Source organism: Mycobacterium sp. 1274761.0 (genome assembly GCF_001668615.1).
Classification (GTDB): domain Bacteria; phylum Actinomycetota; class Actinomycetes; order Mycobacteriales; family Mycobacteriaceae; genus Mycobacterium.
In genome coordinates, this window is sequence record NZ_LZMC01000009.1 from 51452 (window position 1) to 67047 (window position 15596).

Genomic DNA, 15596 nt, shown 5'->3' on the forward strand with positions numbered 1-15596 from the left:
GTGATCGCAGATCCTGCCTCGCCACGCGGGTATCCCTAGAATTCGCCATAAACTGGCCTTCGTGAGGATCCGGGCATGGCGCCGGTCGACCGCCCTCGCAGCAGCGGCCGCGCTCGCAGGCACAGGTTCCGCCTACGTCGGAGCCCGCAGCTTCCTGAGTGGCCAGGCTGACCAGGCTCGACGCGTCATACCGAAATCCTGGAACGTCCCGCCACGCGCGGACGGCGTCTACAGCCCCGCCGGCGGCCCGGTCGAGCGCTGGCACCGCGGCGTGCCGTTTGACCTGCATTTGATGGTCTTCGGTGACTCCACCGCGACGGGCTACGGCGCCCGTACCGCCGAAGAAGTTCCAGGGGTGATCATCGCCCGCAACCTGGCCGAGGCGTCTGGCAAACGGATCCGGCTGAGCACCAAGGCTATCGTCGGCGCCACGTCGAAGGGGTTGTCGGGCCAAATCGATGCGATGTTCGTGGCGGGTCCACCCCCCGATGCGGCGGTCATCATGATCGGCGCCAACGACATCACCCGGCTGCACGGCGTGGCCCCGTCGGCCCGGCGGCTGGGTGCCGCGGTGCGCCGGTTGCGGGCCAGCGGAGCCGTCGTCGTGGTCGGAACGTGTCCCGATTTCGGCGTCATCACCGCCATCCCCCAGCCGCTGCGCACGATCGCCCGCACTCGCGGCCTGCGCCTGGCGCGCGCCCAGGCCGCCGCCGTCCGAACCTCCGGCGGTGTGCCGGTGCCGCTGGCAGACCTGCTGACGACCGACTTCCGGCAGGCGCCCGAACGATTCTTCTCCGACGACATGTTCCATCCGTCGGGCGCCGGTTACGAGTTGGCGGCCAAGCAGCTGCTGCCCGCGTTGTGTAATGCGTTGGGAGAGTTGACTTATACGACGGAACCTGCGTCGCCGCTGGAGAGCAGGGCCGGCGAGATGCCCACGCTGCTCTCGCGGCTGGGCGGGATGAGCCGGTTGTGGCGGCGCTCCACCGGGGTCCCCGCACCGATCGTGGTGCCCGCCAGCTAGGTTTTCCCAGTAAGCCACTACTGAGGAGCCCGTCATGAGTGAAGCCGTCATTGTCGCGACCGCACGTTCACCGATCGGCCGCGCGGGCAAGGGGTCGCTGGTTGACATGCGACCCGACGACCTGGCCGCGCAGATGGTGCGCGCAGCGCTGGACAAGGTGCCGTCGCTGGATCCAAAGGACATCGACGACCTGATCATGGGCTGCGGGCAGCCCGGCGGTGAAGCGGGCTTCAACATCGGCCGCGCGGTCGCTGTGCAGTTGGGCTACGACTTCCTACCCGGCACGACGGTGAACCGGTACTGCTCGTCGTCGCTGCAGACCACGCGGATGGCGTTCCATGCGATCAAGGCCGGAGAGGGCAGCGCGTTCATCTCCGCGGGCGTGGAGACGGTGTCCCGGTTCCCGAAGGGCACCTCCGACGGGTGGCCCGATACGCACAACCCGCTGTTCGCCGACGCCGAGGAGCGATCGGTGAACGCCGCCGCCGGCGCAGACAAATGGCACGACCCGCGTCAGGACGGTCTGCTGCCTGATGTCTACATCGCGATGGGCCAGACCGCCGAGAACGTCGTGCTGCACACCGGGATCAGCCGCGAGGAACAGGATCACTGGGGTGTGCGCAGCCAGAACCGGGCCGAGGAAGCCATCAAGAGCGGATTCTTCGCACGCGAGATCTCGCCGGTGACGCTGCCGGACGGCTCGCAGGTCAGCACCGACGACGGGCCGAGGGCGGGCACCACCTACGAGAAGGTCAGCCAGCTCAAGCCGGTGTTCCGGCCGAACGGCACGGTCACTGCCGGTAATGCCTGTCCGCTGAATGACGGTGCTGCAGCGGTGATCGTGACCAGCGATGCGAAGGCCAAGGAGCTGGGGCTGACGCCGCTGGCGCGCATTGTCGCGACGGGTGTGAGCGGGCTGTCGCCGGAGATCATGGGCCTCGGGCCCATCGAGGCCACCCGTAAGGCGCTGGCGAACGCGGGCATGACGATCGATGACATCGATCTCTACGAGATCAATGAGGCGTTCGCGGTGCAGGTACTCGGTTCGGCCCGCGAGTTGGGCATGGACCTCGACAAGCTGAACGTTTCGGGAGGCGCGATCGCGCTGGGGCATCCATTCGGTATGACGGGTGCGCGCATCACGGCGACGCTGCTGAACAATCTGCAGACCCACGACAAGACCTTCGGCCTGGAGACGATGTGCGTCGGCGGTGGGCAGGGCATGGCCATGATCATCGAGCGCCTGAGCTGACTTCGGCGTTCCACCGACGCCCGCGATTCTGCGAACAGATCGTGAAACACGAGATTTTCGCGATCTCTACGCAGATTCGAATGCCACGCCGGTCGAGGCGATGCAGTACGTCGGACGCGGTATTCGTTTTAACGGCTATCGCCTCGCTGCCGACAAACGGGCCCTCGAGCATCGACATCGCTCGACTCTCGCGTGTCTGCGTCGACGATTCTGCGGGCAGATCGCAATATGTGCACGAATCGCGATCTGTTAGCAGAATCGTCCAGAGTCAAAGAGAAAACCCCCGGCGTGCCGGGGGTTTTCGTCGTGGTGGTCCGTCAATCGCTTTGCAAGATGGACAGCAGACGCAGGATTTCGATGTAGAGCCAGACCAGCGTGACGGTCAGGCCCAACGCGACACCCCACGCGGCCTTCTCCGGCGCGCCGGCCCGGATCATCTGGTCGGCGGCATCGAAGTCGAGCAGGAAGCTGAACGCCGCCAGCGCGATGCACACCAGCGAGAAGATGATCGCGATCGGGCCGTTGCCGCGAAGGCCCATGCCCTCACCGCCGCCGACACCGAACATCGCCAACACGAAGTTGCCTAGCGCAAGCACCGCGACACCGAAGATGCCCGCGATGATCATCCGGGTGAATTTAGGAGTCACGCGGATGGCGCCTGTCTTGTAAACGACGAGCATGCCGATGAACACGCCGATGGTCGCGAGAATCGCCTGCCCGATGAGGGCGCCTGCGCTCGCGCCGGACACATAGAAGTTGGCGAGAACGAACGAGATCGCCCCGAGGAACAGCCCTTCCAGTCCCGCGTACGTCAACACAATCGCGGGATTGTCCTGCTTACGGCCGAACGTCGCGATCAGCACGACTACCAGGCCGCCGAGCCCGCCGATCAGGAAAAACGGCATGGCCAGGGCGGGGTTGCCCGCGACCAGGAAGTACGAGACGACGGCGACGACCGAGAGCACCGCAAGCGTGACACCGGTCTTGGTGACGACGTCGTCAATGGTCATCGGACGCGAAACCCCGGCTTGCCGCTGATCGGGGTACTGCGTCACATAGGGGTCTGCATGTACGGCCTGCGCACCGTAGCCGGCGGCTCCGGTACCGAACTGCGCATAGCCACCCTGCGTCTTTGGCAGGGATCGAAATACCGGGTTGCTGGTCTCCCGCACCGTCGGATCCTCTCCTGTGCTGTTGATCGTCTGCTGACGAACACACTCTCAACGATTCGTCACCCGGTGCGGTTCCCGGCGGAAACCTCCCAGGCCGTTCACAGGAAAGCCTACCCAAGGCCGGGCAAATCAGGATTACGTCTACATTGCATATCCGTGGGTGAAAACGAGGATGTCCTAGTAACCGTCGAGCGTGGGATCGGCCTGATCAGTCTCAACCGGCCCAAAGCGATCAACTCGTTGACCCATCCGATGGTCTCGGCGATATCCCGCACGCTCGCCGAATGGCGCGACGACGACGCTGTCCGCGCGGTGGTGCTGACCGGTGAAGGCGAGCGCGGGTTGTGCGCGGGCGGCGACATCGTCGAGGTCTACAACAGCGCCCGCGGCGACCACAGCGTCGCCAGTTCGTTCTGGTGGGACGAATACCTGATGAACGCGCAGATCGCGCGCTATCCGAAGCCTTACATCTCGCTGATGGACGGCATCGTGATGGGCGGCGGCGTCGGCGTCAGCGCGCATGGCAGCCACCGCATCGTCACCGACACCACCAAAATGGCGATGCCCGAAGTCGGTATCGGCTTCATCCCCGACGTCGGCGGCACGTACATCCTGTCGCGGGCGCCGGGGCTCCTCGGCCATCACGCCGCGCTGACGGGCGCCCCGTTCGCCGCCGGCGACGCGATCGCAATGGGTTTTGCCGACCATTACGTGCCGCACGACAGACTCGGCAAACTCAAGGACACCCTGGTCGCCCACGGTGTCGACGCGGCACTGTCCGCGTATGCGGCCGAGCCGCCGGCGAGCGAGCTGATGACACAACGAGGCTGGATCGACGAGTGCTATGCAGGCGAGACCGTCGCCGACATCGTCGCGGCCCTGCGCGGCCACGATGCGGAAGCAGCCCACGGTGCCGCCGATTTGATCCTGACCCGCTCCCCCATTTCGCTATCCGTCGCGCTGGAAGCGGTGCGCCGCGCCGCCGAGCTTGAGACGCTGGAAGACGTGCTGCGCCAGGAGTATCGGACGTCGTGTGCATCGCTGTTATCGCATGACCTCGTCGAAGGGATCCGCGCGCAGGTCATCGACAAAGATCGCAACCCCCAGTGGTCGCCGCCGGACCTGGCGGCGGTCACCCAGGCCGACATCGACGCGTACTTCGCCCCGCAGAATCCCGACTTGACCTTTCCCTGAAGGAGAAGCCATGAGCTACGAAACGATCCTGGTCGAACGTGACGAGCGCGTCGGCACCATCACCCTCAACCGGCCGAAGGCGTTGAACGCGCTCAACAGCCAGGTGATGGATGAAGTGACCACGGCCGCAGCGGAATTCGACAGCGATCCCGGCATCGGCGCCATCGTGATCACCGGCAACGAGAAAGCCTTCGCGGCGGGTGCCGACATCAAGGAGATGTCCGAGCTGTCGTTCGGCGACGTGTTCGGCGGGGATTTCTTCGCCCCGTGGGCCAAGCTGGCCGCGGTGCGCACGCCGTTGATCGCCGCTGTGGCGGGTTACGCGCTCGGCGGCGGATGCGAACTGGCGATGATGTGCGACGTGCTGATCGCCGCCGACACCGCCAAGTTCGGTCAGCCGGAGATCAAGCTCGGGGTTCTGCCCGGCATGGGCGGGTCGCAGCGGCTCACGCGGGCCATCGGTAAGGCCAAGGCGATGGATTTGATCCTCACCGGCCGCACCATCGACGCCGAAGAAGCCGACCGTAGCGGCCTGGTATCGCGCGTCGTGCCCGCCGACGAGCTGATCCGCGAGGCAAAGGCGGTGGCCACCACCATCTCTCAGATGTCACTGTCGGCGTCGCGGATGGCCAAGGAAGCCGTCAACCGCGCCTTCGAGTCGTCGCTGTCGGAGGGCCTGCTCTTCGAGCGCAGGCTGTTCCACTCCGCGTTCGCCACCGCCGACCAGACCGAAGGCATGAACGCCTTTACCGAGAAACGCCCACCAAACTTCACGCACCGCTAATCTCACCTGGGTGACCGACACCGCGGAGGCGACGGAAGAAGCAGCACCGCAACAGGACCCGCCGCAGCCCAGGCCTACGTGGTGGCAGCGGCACTACACGTTCACCGGGACGGTCTTCGCCCTGGTGTTCCTCTGGTTGTCGCTGACGCCGTCGTTGCTGCCCCGAGGGCCGCTGTTTCAGGGGCTGGTCAGCGGCGCGGCCGGCGCATTTGGCTACGCGCTCGGCGTCTTCGCCGTATGGCTGGTGCGCTACATGCTCTCCAAAGACGCCAGCCCGCATGCTCCGCACTGGGCGTGGCTCGCCGTGGTCGTCGGCGGCATCATCGGCCAGATCCTGATGATCATCTACTTCCACGTGTGGCAGGACGAGGTGCGCGACCTCAACGGCGTTCCCCGCATGTCGTTTTGGGACCACCCGCTGACGGCGGTCCTCGCGCTCATCTTTCTGTTCCTGTTCGTCGAGATCGGTCAACTCATCGGCAAGCTCGCGCGATTTCTGGTCCGCCAGCTGAATCGCTATGCCCCGCCACGGGTTTCGGCGGTGGTCGTGTTTCTGCTGCTGGTCGCATTGGCGATCGCATTGCTCAACGGCATCGTCGTGCGAGCGGGCATGAGCGCCCTGAACAAGACTTTCGCCGCGGCGAACGACGAAACCGACCCGGAGTTTCCTGCCCCGACGTCGCGGCTGCGGTCCGGCGGGCCGGAATCGCTGGCGAGCTGGGAATCGCTGGGCCATCAAGGCCGGGTTTTCGTATCGGCAGGCCCGACGGTCGAGGAACTGTCGAAGTTCAACGGCAAACCCGCGATCGAGCCGATCCGCGCCTACGCAGGCCTGCATTCGGCCGACGGCATTAAGGCCACCGCCGCGCTGGCCGCGCAGGAACTGCTGCGCACCGGCGGCCTGAACCGTGATGTGGTCGCGGTCGCCACGACGACGGGGACGGGCTGGATCAACGAGGGCGAGGCCTCGGCGCTGGAGTACATGTACAACGGCAACACCGCGATCGTCAGCATGCAGTACTCGTTTTTGCCGAGCTGGCTGTCGTTCCTCGTCGATAAGGAGAACGCACGGCAGGCCGGTCAGGCGTTGTTCGAGGCCGTCGACGGGCTGATCCGGCAGATGCCCGAGGCGCAGCGGCCCAAGCTGGTGGTGTTCGGCGAGAGCCTCGGCTCGTTCGGCGGCGAGGCACCGTTTTTGGCGCTGAACAACCTGGTCGCTCGCACCGACGGTGCGCTGTTCTCCGGGCCCACGTTCAACAACACGATCTGGACGACGCTCACCCGCGACCGCGATAAGGACTCGCCGGAGTGGCTGCCGATCTACGACGAGGGCGACAACGTCCGCTTCGTCGCACGACCCGACAACCTGGGCCGGCCGAACGACCCGTGGGGTCAGCCGCGCGTGGTCTACCTGCAGCACGCCTCGGACCCGATCGCCTGGTGGAACCCCGATCTGCTGTTCGCAGAACCGGATTGGCTGAAGGAGCCGCGCGGCTACGACTTGTCCGGCCGGGTGCAGTGGATCCCGGTGGTGACGTTCCTGCAGGTATCGGCTGACATGGCGGTGGCCGTCGACGTTCCCGACGGACACGGCCACGTCTACGTCAAGGATGTCGCCAATGGATGGGCGGCGGTTCTGCAGCCCCCGGGATGGACACCGGAGAAGACCGAACGCCTGCGGCCGCTGCTGTCCAACGACGAGAACGCCTAAGCGCCTACACCAGAACGCCTTCGGCCTTCAGCGCGTGGTAACCGCCGATCACGTCTGTCGCCTTGTGCAGCCCGAGATCGATCAGCGACGCCGCGGCGAGGCTGGAGGTGTAGCCCTCCGAGCACAGCACCACCCATTCGACGTCGTCGTCAACGGCCTGCGGCAGCTTGGCGTCGCTGGTCGGGTCACAGCGCCATTCGAGCACGTTGCGTTCGATCACCAGCGCCGCCGGGACGTGACCCTCGCGGTCGCGCTGTGCCTGCGGCCGGATGTCGACGAGCACAGCGCCGCGCGAGAGCGCGTCGGGGACAGCCTCGGCCGGCATGCGATCGAGCCGCGCGCGGGCGGCGTCAAGCACCCTGTCGATACGGCTAGTCATCTTCTCACCCCTCCGGGCCGTCGGTGAGCTCGGTTCTGCTGCGCCGCAAGGTATTCCGATTGGTCACCTCGTAGTACGACATCGCCGTCAGCGGCGGCGAGTAGGCGTGCACGCTCAGCGTCGGGGCGGAGACGGTGATTGTCGACGTCGGCGCCCACATGACGTCGTGCACCCATCCGAGTGGAAACGCCGCCTGGTCGCCTGCGTTGAGTCGACGTCGCCGCAACGCCTCACCGTCCCATCGGAATTCGTCGAGCGCACCCGACACCAACGTCAGCGCGCCGAGCGAGCCGCCGTGGTCGTGCAGTTCGGTGGCGTGGTCCTTGACCCAGCTGATCAGCCAGACGTCCAGTTCGTCGTCGCCATGGATGCGCGCGTACCACCGCTCGTCGGTGGGCAGGCCCCCGGCGGGCAGCAGGTGGTCGTAGCGGCCGCTGAGCACCTCATCGGCGGCTTGGTCGACGGTGTAGAGCAGATCGGGCACCCGCAGGCGGGTCGGCGCAGAGCGTGAGGGCAGGACACGGGCAGGGGCGGAGATGGTGGAAACCATGAGAGCTCCAGGGATGGCGGACGGACTGGGAGACGGCGGTTACGCCGAACAACACCACCGAGACCAAGTCCCCTCCATCACGCCGGCGAGTGTTGCATAGATTGGCGGCATGCGCTCCTACCCCCTCTTCGTCGCGACCGCGGTGACCGCGCTGGCGATCGCCGGCTGTTCGTCCTCGGGCGAAAGCGGTCAGAAGCCGTCGCCGACGACCACGGCGACCACCTCACCCACCGAAACCCACACCCCGGCGCCGGGTGCGATCGAGGTCTCGCCGGGCGGAGTGACGACGGCCGTCGGGGCGGACGCCGAATCGACCGAAGAGGAGTACTCGCAGGCCTGCCAGGCCGCTAAGGCATGGATCGACCAGCAGGGCGGCGACCGGCACGCGCAGCTCGAGCCGTACCTGAAGATGCTCCAGAGCCCCGACACGCCGCCCGGCCCCGGCACCTACGGCACCCCGTGGGCGCAGCTGCCACCCCCACGCCAAGCGGCGGCGATCATCGCGGCCCAGGCAGGCGCCGACTCCCTCTGCTGACATTCGAATCACGGGTGCGAAAAAGTCCGCGGCGACCCTGCCGCGGCCGCGCAGAATAGACCCATGGCCGGCAATCGCGTCGCGCTGGCCCTCGGCAGCGGCGGCGCCAGGGGATACGCGCACATCGGCGTGATCAGCGAGCTGCGCGAGCGCGGCTACGAGATCGTCGGCATCGCTGGGTCGTCGATGGGCGCGCTCGTCGGCGGGCTGGAGGCCGCGGGCAAGCTTGACGATTTCGCCGAGTGGGCGAAGTCGTTGACCCAGCGCGCCGTGCTGCGGCTGCTGGACCCGAAGATCACCGCCGCCGGTGTGCTGCGGGCAGCCAAGATCCTTGACGCGGTGCGCGACATCCTCGGTGAGGTCACCATCGAGGATTTGCCGATTCCGTATACGGCCGTGTCGACGGACCTGATCGCGGGCAAGTCGGTGTGGCTGCAGCGCGGCCCGGTGGACGCGGCGATCCGCGCGTCGATCGCGATACCGGGCGTCATCACCCCGCATATCCTCGACGGCCGCCTGCTTGCCGACGGCGGGATCCTCGATCCGCTGCCCATGGCACCGATCGCGGCCGTCAACGCCGATCTGACGATCGCGGTCAGCCTGGGCGGGAGTGAAGCGGGCGGCCGCCACGAGCCGACCGAAACCGAACCGAGGGCCACGACGGAATGGCTGAACAGGATGTGGCGCAGCACTTCGTCGCTGTTCGAGTCCGGCACCATGCTGAACCGGTTCGGCGCCGCCGCCGACGAAGGAGACGCGGACGAGCCGACCGACAGCAGCGACGACGAGCTGGTTGACGGCACCAAGGAAGCGGCGGTGCCGAAGATGGGCAGCTTCGAGGTGATGAACCGGACCATCGACATCGCGCAGGCCGCGCTGGCGCGGCACACGCTGGCCGCCTATCCGCCGGATCTGCTGATCGAAGTGCCGCGATCCGCCTGCCGCAGCCTGGAATTCCACCGCGCCGCCGAGGTCATCGACATCGGCCACGAGCTGACCGCGCAAGCGATCAAGACGCTGGAGAGCTGACAACGCGCTTCAGCCCAGGCTGGGAGAAGGCCTGGGCTGAAGCTTGGAGATGGCTTGTGCGGTTATCCGCATGCACATCCGCCGTAATCGACGAGATCGTCGGGAGACGGCCCGGTACCACTGGTCGACGTGCCGCCACCGGTCGTATCGGCCGGCTTGGTCGTGTCGCCCGGCTTCGTGGTGTCGCCCGGCTTCGTGGTGTCGCCCGGCTTCGTGGTGTCGCCCGGCTTCGTGGTGTCGCCCGGCTTGGTCGTGTCGCCCGGCTTCGTGGTGTCACCCGGCTTCGTGGTGTCACCCGGCTTGGTCGTATCGCCCGGCTTGGTCGTATCGCCCGGCTTGGTCGTATCGCCCGGCTTCGTCGTATCGCCCGGCTTCGTCGTGTCAGCAGGCTTCGTCGTGTCAGCAGGCTTCGTCGTGTCAGCAGGCTTGGTGGTATCGGCCGGCTTGGTCGTATCGGCAGGGGCCTGACCCTGGACCGGTGCCGTGCTGCTGGTGTTGGACCGCGGAGCCGGCGAAGTGACAACGCGCACCGGAGCCGGGTTGTTGACGATGACCGGGGAGGCCGGGTCGCTGTTGGTGTTCAGACCGGGGATGTTGATTTCCGAGGGAATGTTGAACACCGTCGACGGCTGCGAGGCCGCGGTCTGCTCGGGCTGGCCGCTGGAGTTCATCAGGTAAATGCCGCCGAAGGCTGCGGCGCCGACGACTGCGATGCCGGCGACCATCAGCAGGCCCTTGCTGGCGGCTGCGGACTGCGCCACCGGCGCTGCCACCGGCATCGGCTGCATGGGCATCGGCTGCTGCATCGGGGCGTAGCCGAAGTTGTTGTGCTGGGGGCCGTAGTTCTGGTGCTGGGGGTAGGTGGTGTACATGATTTCTCCTTTGTCTGTGTGGCCCTCGCGGCCGCTTTCACAGGTAGGAGCAACGAGCCCGGAGGCGTCGCACACTTTTTTTCGAAAACTTTCGAGAAAAGTTTTCGACCATCCATCACCGCAGGTCAGGCGGCCAGGAACTCCGCAATCTCCGCTGCGACGCGGCGGCCCTGTACCCGCCCAGCGCGCGCCGACGGCTCGCGGCATGCGGGGTCCAACGGGTTCTTGCCGAACGCCGCCAGCGATTCGTCGTCGGCGAACACCCCGAACGCGCGGCCGGGAAAGGAGTCGACCTCGACGGCCGGGTCGGGTCCAAACGGCGAGGGCGTGCCCCGGCCCGAGGGCACCAGCACAACGGCGACCTCGCAGTCGTCGGCCAGCGTGAGGTTCATCGTGCTGCCGACGCCGCCGTCCATGTAGCGCCGTTCGCCGATGGTCACCAAGGGCCATGCGCCGGGTACCGCACAGCTGGCGGCGACGGCGTCGACCAGGCCGACACCCGAATGCCGGTTGAAGGCCACCAGGTCACCGGTGCCGACATCGATCGCGGAGATGCGCAGGTCCGCATCCGGCCAGTCGTGCGACGGCAGCCGGTGTGCGATGACGTCGCGGCGCACGGCCTCGGGGACGGTCTGCGTGGTTCGGGCGACCTCGCCGATCTTTTGCAGCTTCTGCTGCTTGGTCGCCCCGGGATCCGACAGCGCGCGGAGAAACAAGCCGGTGATGTCGTCGATGTCGACGCCGGGGTTGATCTCCTTGCAGACGCCGTTGATCTGGCGGTCGTACAACTCGCCGAGGCTCAATCCGCTGCCGAGCTGGGCGGCGACCGCCGAACCGGCGGACGTACCGACGGTCACGTCGAAGGACAACAGGGCTCGCGCCGTGTCGGCGGAGGCGTCCTCGATGCCGCTGAGGATGCCGATTTCCCAGGCGATGCCCGCCAGTCCCCCGCCGGCCAATACCAGCGCGCGTTTCGATGCCACACCGTAAGTCTGCCAACCGGTGGCGACGGGTCAGTGCACCAGCTGCCTCGACAGTTCCTTGAGCGACTGCCGGGCATAACCCTTCCACAGCTTGCCGAACACCGGTAACAACGGCGCGGTGAGCGCGCTGCGCGGGTGGATGGTCCACCGCCACGTGACGCGGGTGCCTGCACCGAGGGACTCGAAGATCCACTCACCATCGATGTGATCGACCAGCGGCGCCAGCGGGCCCTTGACGTCAGACAGCGTGTATCCGAACGAATGCGGTGCGTCGAACGCGGTGAGCCGCTCGTGCATGCTTCCGCCGCCCACCAGCACGACGGTGCGTGACTGTCCGACGCCGTCCCAATCTCCGGTCTGGTCGCGCGTCTCCTTGATCGGTGGGATCGGGCCGTACCACCGCCGGAACAACTCCGGCAGCGGAATCGGCACCAGTTCGCGGAATACGCTTTCCTGGTCCAGCGCAATCGTTTCGGACTGCTCGACAACCAACGGCTTCGCCATGGCCCAAGACTAGTCGGGCAGCTCCACGTCGCAGCGATCACGGAACTCGAGCGCCGGCGCCCGGATGCCGCGCAGGTCGTCACCCACCTGCGGGTTGGCGTCGATGTAGTCCTGCACGGCCTGACGCTGCTGGTCGCGGGGCTTGCCTTTCAGATCGGTGAAGAACGCGTTGACGTCCGGGTGGGCGAACAGATACGTCGACATCGCCGCGGACACTCCGGTCATCACACCGGCGAGGTCGGCGGCGCTACAGTTCGGCGACGCGGGCTCGGCATTCGCGGGCGCCGCAGTGACAACGGCGACGACGGCGCCGAACGCGGCGACTCCGCGCGCCCAGCCGTGATTGATCGACATTCGTTGTGCTCCTATCGGTTTCACTGGTAGGGGCGGCTTATACGCAGCCGCTGACGCTGATGCGCCGACCAAAGTTGGCGCATACGTTGACGTTTGGCGGCGGCGGGTGTGTAGGAGGCGGCGGTGCCGCATAGTCCTCCGGTAGGGGCGCGTAATACGCAGGTGGGGCTACCCAGGGCGCCACAGCGTCCGCGATGCTGCCGCATCCAGATACCGACACCCGTCGTCCCACCGATGCGCATACATCCGCATGAGCGGGCACCGGCTCGCTGATGCAAGCGAGTCCTATCGCGACAGCGCACAACCCGAGCGGGCCGATTGTTTTCATAGCGATCATAGCCGGCATTTTCGCAGGTCTGCGGCCGCGCAGGGCAGAAACGCCGGAATCGCTATCCGAGCTCCGGCGCGGCCTTGCCGCTGATCAACGGCAGATCGAGGTAGGTCAGGATGCCCGGCTCAGCGGCACACGTCGCCGGTACAGAGTTGACGCAGTGTGCGGCGGTGCCCACGATGCCGTACTCCGGGCCCTCCCCGCCGACCTCGGAGTGAAAGCCCTTGACCGTGATCGTGATGTCGGGGTTGCCGCGTACCTCCATCTCATATCGCTGTCCGGCACCGAGAGTCCATGGGGGATCGAGGTTTTCCTCCCCCATCAGCCAGTTGACCGTGACCCGCACGACGGGCTCGCCGTCGACGAGCGCCTCCCAGTGGAACCTGCGGCCCGCGACCTGTCCGCGTTCGATGACGCCCATCGGCGACGGGATGGGCGCGGACGCGACGGCGACTTCCTGCGTGGCGCGCACCTTCGGGTCGGCGCGGAACCCCATCTGGTCGACGACCATCTTCACGGCCTGGATGAAGCCGCTGTCGAGCATCTTCTGCATCGGGCCGGTGAGGGCCTTGTCCGGCGTCTCCCCGAAACCCATCACGTGACGCAGCACATCGGGTGCCTCGTAGGTTCGCAGATCGGAAAACTCTTCGGCGCGAACGAATGTCACGCCGGTGGAGAACGCGGAGAACAACAACGGGAACTTCTCGCTGATACCGCCGGGCGCCATGCCGGTGCCGTGCAGGGTGGCATTACCTTCCAGTGCGGCTTCCCGCATCGGCGCGGCGCTGCGTTCGCTCGGGTAGAGCCACCCGACCGGGGTGACGACGTTCTTGCCCGACCGCAGCAATGCGCACACCTCGTCGCGATCGGCCATCAACGGCGCGTAGATCACCGCGTCGGCGTCGAGGGCGAGGATGTCGTCGATGCTGTTGGTGGCCGCGACGCCGAGGGGTTCGGTTCCGATCAGGTCACCGACGTCCTTGCCCGCCTTGTCCCGTGAATGCACCCAGCACCCGACGAGCTCCAAATCGGGGTGTTCGAGCACGCCCTTGATTGCCGCGACCCCGACGCCACCGGTGGCCCACTGCACGACCCGAAGGCCCATGATTCCTCCCAGGATCGCGAAACTAGAACACGTTCCACTGAAGGTCTACACCACCCGGACCCGCCGTGGACGCAACTCAACGCAGATCGAGCGCGGCGATCTGGTCGAGAAACGCGCGGGCGGGGGCGGATGCGCTCGCCGACACCGCAAGAGCCAGTTTCCGTACGGTTTCGGGCACCAGCGGGCGCACCACCACACCTTTGGGCGAACGCTGCAGCGCATCGCTGGGCAGGATGCTGACGCCCAGCCCGGCGCGCACGATTTCGAGCACCGCCGACGAATCGCGCGCTTGGAAAGCCACATCGAACTCGACGCCCAGGCCCCGCGCGACAGGAGTGAAGACGTCCGCGCAGCCGGCCGTTCCGAGGACGAACGGCTCCTTGGCCAACTCCGCGTAGGTCACCACGTCCTTGGAGACAAGCCAGCTATGCTCAGGCACCACGGCAACCATCAGCTGGTTGCCCAGTTCAGCGGTTCGCAGCCCACGGGCGGGCAAGCTGACCACTCCGGCTTCGACGGCGCCTTGATCAAGCCAGTCGCGTATCTCGCCCTCGCTGCCTTCCAACAGCCGGATCGACACTGCCGGATGCCGTTCGACGAATTCCCGCAGCTGTGGGGCGATCAAGGTTCCGGTGACGCTCGGCATGCTTCCCAAGCTGAGCGTCCCGGCAACGTCTCCCGCCACGCCGGCGACTTCGCTGCGCATCAGATCCATGTGCCGCAACACTTCTCGCGCGTGGCTCAGGGCGGCGGAGCCGGCCGCTGTCAGCGAAAGGCTGTCGCGCCCGCGGACCAGCAGCGGCAGTCCCAGCTCATGCTCCAGCGCGGCGACGGCGCGACTGACGGCGGGCTGCGACAAGCCGAGCCGCCGGCTCGCCGCGGTGAATCCTCCTTCGTCGACCACCGTCACGAACGTTTTGAGCTGCAACCACGTCGGTGTCATCGGCCCTCCATAAAGCACACGCGTCACCCATATCAACCGCGTTATGCACGATCTTCTTTCCGAAGCGTTGTAGTAACCACCGAACGCATTCGAAGGAGGACACCATGACTGGACGGCGCGTACTGATCACCGGGGCGTCGAAGGGAATTGGTCGGGCAGTCGCCGACCGTGTCGCGGCCTCAGGTGACGTTCCGGTGGGCCTGGCGCGGCATGCACCCGACGATTTTCCCGGGGAATTCTACGAAGTCGACCTCGCCGACCCGGCGGCCACTGCCGAGGTGCTTGAGCGCGTTGTAAAGGGTGGGCGCATCGACGCGGTGGTCAACAACGTCGGCCTCGCCAGGTTCGGCCGGATCGGCTCGATCGACCTTGACGACCTGTTCACCACGTACGACCTGAACGTGCGCGTCGCCGTCCAGGTGGTTCAGGCGGTTCTGCCGGGCATGCTCGAGGCGGGATGGGGCCGGATCGTCAACGTCACCAGCCTCACCACCCTCGGCACGGCAGAGCGGACCCCCTACGCCGCATCGAAGGCCGCGCTGGAAGCGTGCACCAGGATCTGGGCCGGCGAACTCGCACAGACCGGCATCACCGTCAACGCGGTGGCGCCCGGCCCGGTCGAGACCGAGTTGTACCGGGAGCGCAGCCCGATCGGATCGGAGCGCGAGGCCCGGCTGTTGGTTGCCATCCCGGTGCGAAGGGTCGCGCACCCACACGAGATCGCGCATGCCATCTGCGCGCTGCTCGACGACGACGCCTCCTACATCACCGGCCAGATCATCCGGGCCGACGGAGGCGGCAGCATAGCCGCGTGACCGTTGGGCGCAGCGACGGATTTTTGCGCCGTGGCAGCGCCCTGCACGTCACAATGACC

Annotated in this window: 18 protein-coding genes; 8 read left to right on the forward strand and 10 right to left on the reverse strand. The window is 66.7% G+C overall.

Annotated elements, in window-relative coordinates; genetic code table 11:
• Nucleotides 1-61 precede the first annotated feature (61 nt).
• A complete protein-coding gene (locus A5651_RS01285; RefSeq protein WP_066974758.1) occupies nt 62-1024 on the forward strand; it encodes an SGNH/GDSL hydrolase family protein in 963 nt (320 codons plus the stop codon).
• Nucleotides 1025-1058: 34 nt separating this feature from the next.
• The gene (locus A5651_RS01290) at nt 1059-2276 is read left to right on the forward strand and encodes an acetyl-CoA C-acetyltransferase (RefSeq protein WP_066974760.1); all 1218 of its coding nucleotides are present in this window, start codon (nt 1059-1061) and stop codon (nt 2274-2276) included.
• Between the two features lie 317 nt (nt 2277-2593).
• Here the strand turns inward: A5651_RS01290 and A5651_RS01295 are convergent, their stop codons facing one another.
• A complete protein-coding gene (locus A5651_RS01295) occupies nt 2594-3448 on the reverse strand; it encodes a Bax inhibitor-1/YccA family protein (RefSeq protein ID WP_066974762.1) in 855 nt (284 codons plus the stop codon).
• 156 nt (nt 3449-3604) lie between these two features.
• On the opposite strand from A5651_RS01295, the gene A5651_RS01300 reads away from it, so the two are divergent.
• From A5651_RS01300 to A5651_RS01310, 3 genes are read left to right on the forward strand one after another with little or no spacing between them, the layout of a single operon-like run.
• Nucleotides 3605-4642, forward strand: a complete 1038-nt coding sequence (locus tag A5651_RS01300) for an enoyl-CoA hydratase/isomerase family protein (protein WP_066974764.1) — start codon at nt 3605-3607, stop codon at nt 4640-4642.
• 10 nt (nt 4643-4652) lie between these two features.
• On the forward strand, nt 4653-5426 hold the full coding sequence (locus tag A5651_RS01305; RefSeq protein ID WP_066974767.1) for an enoyl-CoA hydratase: 774 nt from the start codon (nt 4653-4655) through the stop codon (nt 5424-5426).
• 10 nt (nt 5427-5436) lie between these two features.
• Nucleotides 5437-7137, forward strand: coding sequence for an alpha/beta-hydrolase family protein (locus A5651_RS01310; RefSeq protein WP_066974769.1), 1701 nt, complete (start codon nt 5437-5439; stop codon nt 7135-7137).
• 4 nt (nt 7138-7141) lie between these two features.
• Here A5651_RS01310 and A5651_RS01315 read toward each other — a convergent pair whose 3' ends face one another.
• Together A5651_RS01315 and A5651_RS01320 are read right to left on the reverse strand one after the other, a co-directional pair.
• A complete protein-coding gene (locus A5651_RS01315; protein WP_066974771.1) occupies nt 7142-7516 on the reverse strand; it encodes a rhodanese-like domain-containing protein in 375 nt (124 codons plus the stop codon).
• A 4-nt stretch (nt 7517-7520) separates the two neighbouring features.
• Nucleotides 7521-8066 carry a cysteine dioxygenase family protein gene (locus A5651_RS01320; protein ID WP_082943521.1) on the reverse strand — a complete coding sequence of 182 codons (546 nt, stop codon included), beginning with the start codon at nt 8064-8066 and terminating at the stop codon, nt 7521-7523.
• A gap of 109 nt (nt 8067-8175) precedes the next feature.
• On the opposite strand from A5651_RS01320, the gene lpqV reads away from it, so the two are divergent.
• Nucleotides 8176-8601, forward strand: a complete 426-nt coding sequence (gene lpqV / locus A5651_RS01325; protein WP_066974775.1) for a lipoprotein LpqV — start codon at nt 8176-8178, stop codon at nt 8599-8601.
• Between the two features lie 63 nt (nt 8602-8664).
• Nucleotides 8665-9630 carry a patatin-like phospholipase family protein gene (locus A5651_RS01330; RefSeq protein ID WP_066974777.1) on the forward strand — a complete coding sequence of 322 codons (966 nt, stop codon included), beginning with the start codon at nt 8665-8667 and terminating at the stop codon, nt 9628-9630.
• A 62-nt stretch (nt 9631-9692) separates the two neighbouring features.
• On the opposite strand, the gene A5651_RS26280 is transcribed toward A5651_RS01330, so the two are convergent.
• From A5651_RS26280 to A5651_RS01360, 7 genes are all read right to left on the reverse strand, one after another.
• Entirely contained in the window at nt 9693-10502 is an 810-nt protein-coding gene (locus A5651_RS26280) for a hypothetical protein (protein WP_066974779.1), read from the reverse strand.
• 125 nt (nt 10503-10627) lie between these two features.
• The gene (locus A5651_RS01340; RefSeq protein ID WP_066974781.1) at nt 10628-11485 is read right to left on the reverse strand and encodes a patatin-like phospholipase family protein; all 858 of its coding nucleotides are present in this window, start codon (nt 11483-11485) and stop codon (nt 10628-10630) included.
• A gap of 30 nt (nt 11486-11515) precedes the next feature.
• The gene (locus A5651_RS01345; RefSeq protein ID WP_066974783.1) at nt 11516-11989 is read right to left on the reverse strand and encodes an SRPBCC family protein; all 474 of its coding nucleotides are present in this window, start codon (nt 11987-11989) and stop codon (nt 11516-11518) included.
• A gap of 9 nt (nt 11990-11998) precedes the next feature.
• Nucleotides 11999-12343, reverse strand: coding sequence for a heme-binding protein (locus tag A5651_RS01350; protein WP_066974785.1), 345 nt, complete (start codon nt 12341-12343; stop codon nt 11999-12001).
• Nucleotides 12344-12380: 37 nt separating this feature from the next.
• On the reverse strand, nt 12381-12671 hold the full coding sequence (locus A5651_RS25820; protein WP_369803898.1) for a hypothetical protein: 291 nt from the start codon (nt 12669-12671) through the stop codon (nt 12381-12383).
• 61 nt (nt 12672-12732) lie between these two features.
• Nucleotides 12733-13779, reverse strand: a complete 1047-nt coding sequence (locus A5651_RS01355) for a dihydrodipicolinate reductase (RefSeq protein ID WP_066974788.1) — start codon at nt 13777-13779, stop codon at nt 12733-12735.
• 76 nt (nt 13780-13855) lie between these two features.
• Nucleotides 13856-14722, reverse strand: a complete 867-nt coding sequence (locus A5651_RS01360) for a LysR family transcriptional regulator (protein ID WP_066974790.1) — start codon at nt 14720-14722, stop codon at nt 13856-13858.
• Nucleotides 14723-14826: 104 nt separating this feature from the next.
• Between A5651_RS01360 and A5651_RS01365 the strand changes: the two genes are divergently transcribed.
• Nucleotides 14827-15537: an SDR family oxidoreductase gene (locus A5651_RS01365; protein WP_066974791.1), complete on the forward strand. Its 711-nt coding sequence runs from the start codon at nt 14827-14829 to the stop codon at nt 15535-15537.
• Nucleotides 15538-15596: the final 59 nt, after the last annotated feature.

Excerpts from the sequence above, each read along its gene's own strand:
- A5651_RS01290 (WP_066974760.1), top strand. The coding sequence starts at position 1,059 with ATGAGTGAAGCCGTCATTGTCGCGACCGCACGTTCACCGATCGGCCGC.
- A5651_RS01305 (WP_066974767.1), top strand. The coding sequence starts at position 4,653 with ATGAGCTACGAAACGATCCTGGTCGAACGTGACGAGCGCGTCGGCACC.
- A5651_RS01315 (WP_066974771.1), bottom strand. The coding sequence starts at position 7,516 with ATGACTAGCCGTATCGACAGGGTGCTTGACGCCGCCCGCGCGCGGCTC.
- A5651_RS01320 (WP_082943521.1), bottom strand. The coding sequence starts at position 8,066 with ATGGTTTCCACCATCTCCGCCCCTGCCCGTGTCCTGCCCTCACGCTCT.
- lpqV (WP_066974775.1), top strand. The coding sequence starts at position 8,176 with ATGCGCTCCTACCCCCTCTTCGTCGCGACCGCGGTGACCGCGCTGGCG.
- A5651_RS01330 (WP_066974777.1), top strand. The coding sequence starts at position 8,665 with ATGGCCGGCAATCGCGTCGCGCTGGCCCTCGGCAGCGGCGGCGCCAGG.
- A5651_RS26280 (WP_066974779.1), bottom strand. The coding sequence starts at position 10,502 with ATGTACACCACCTACCCCCAGCACCAGAACTACGGCCCCCAGCACAAC.
- A5651_RS01345 (WP_066974783.1), bottom strand. The coding sequence starts at position 11,989 with ATGGCGAAGCCGTTGGTTGTCGAGCAGTCCGAAACGATTGCGCTGGAC.
- A5651_RS01350 (WP_066974785.1), bottom strand. The coding sequence starts at position 12,343 with ATGTCGATCAATCACGGCTGGGCGCGCGGAGTCGCCGCGTTCGGCGCC.
- A5651_RS25820 (WP_369803898.1), bottom strand. The coding sequence starts at position 12,671 with ATGAAAACAATCGGCCCGCTCGGGTTGTGCGCTGTCGCGATAGGACTC.
- A5651_RS01355 (WP_066974788.1), bottom strand. The coding sequence starts at position 13,779 with ATGGGCCTTCGGGTCGTGCAGTGGGCCACCGGTGGCGTCGGGGTCGCG.
- A5651_RS01360 (WP_066974790.1), bottom strand. The coding sequence starts at position 14,722 with ATGACACCGACGTGGTTGCAGCTCAAAACGTTCGTGACGGTGGTCGAC.
- A5651_RS01365 (WP_066974791.1), top strand. The coding sequence starts at position 14,827 with ATGACTGGACGGCGCGTACTGATCACCGGGGCGTCGAAGGGAATTGGT.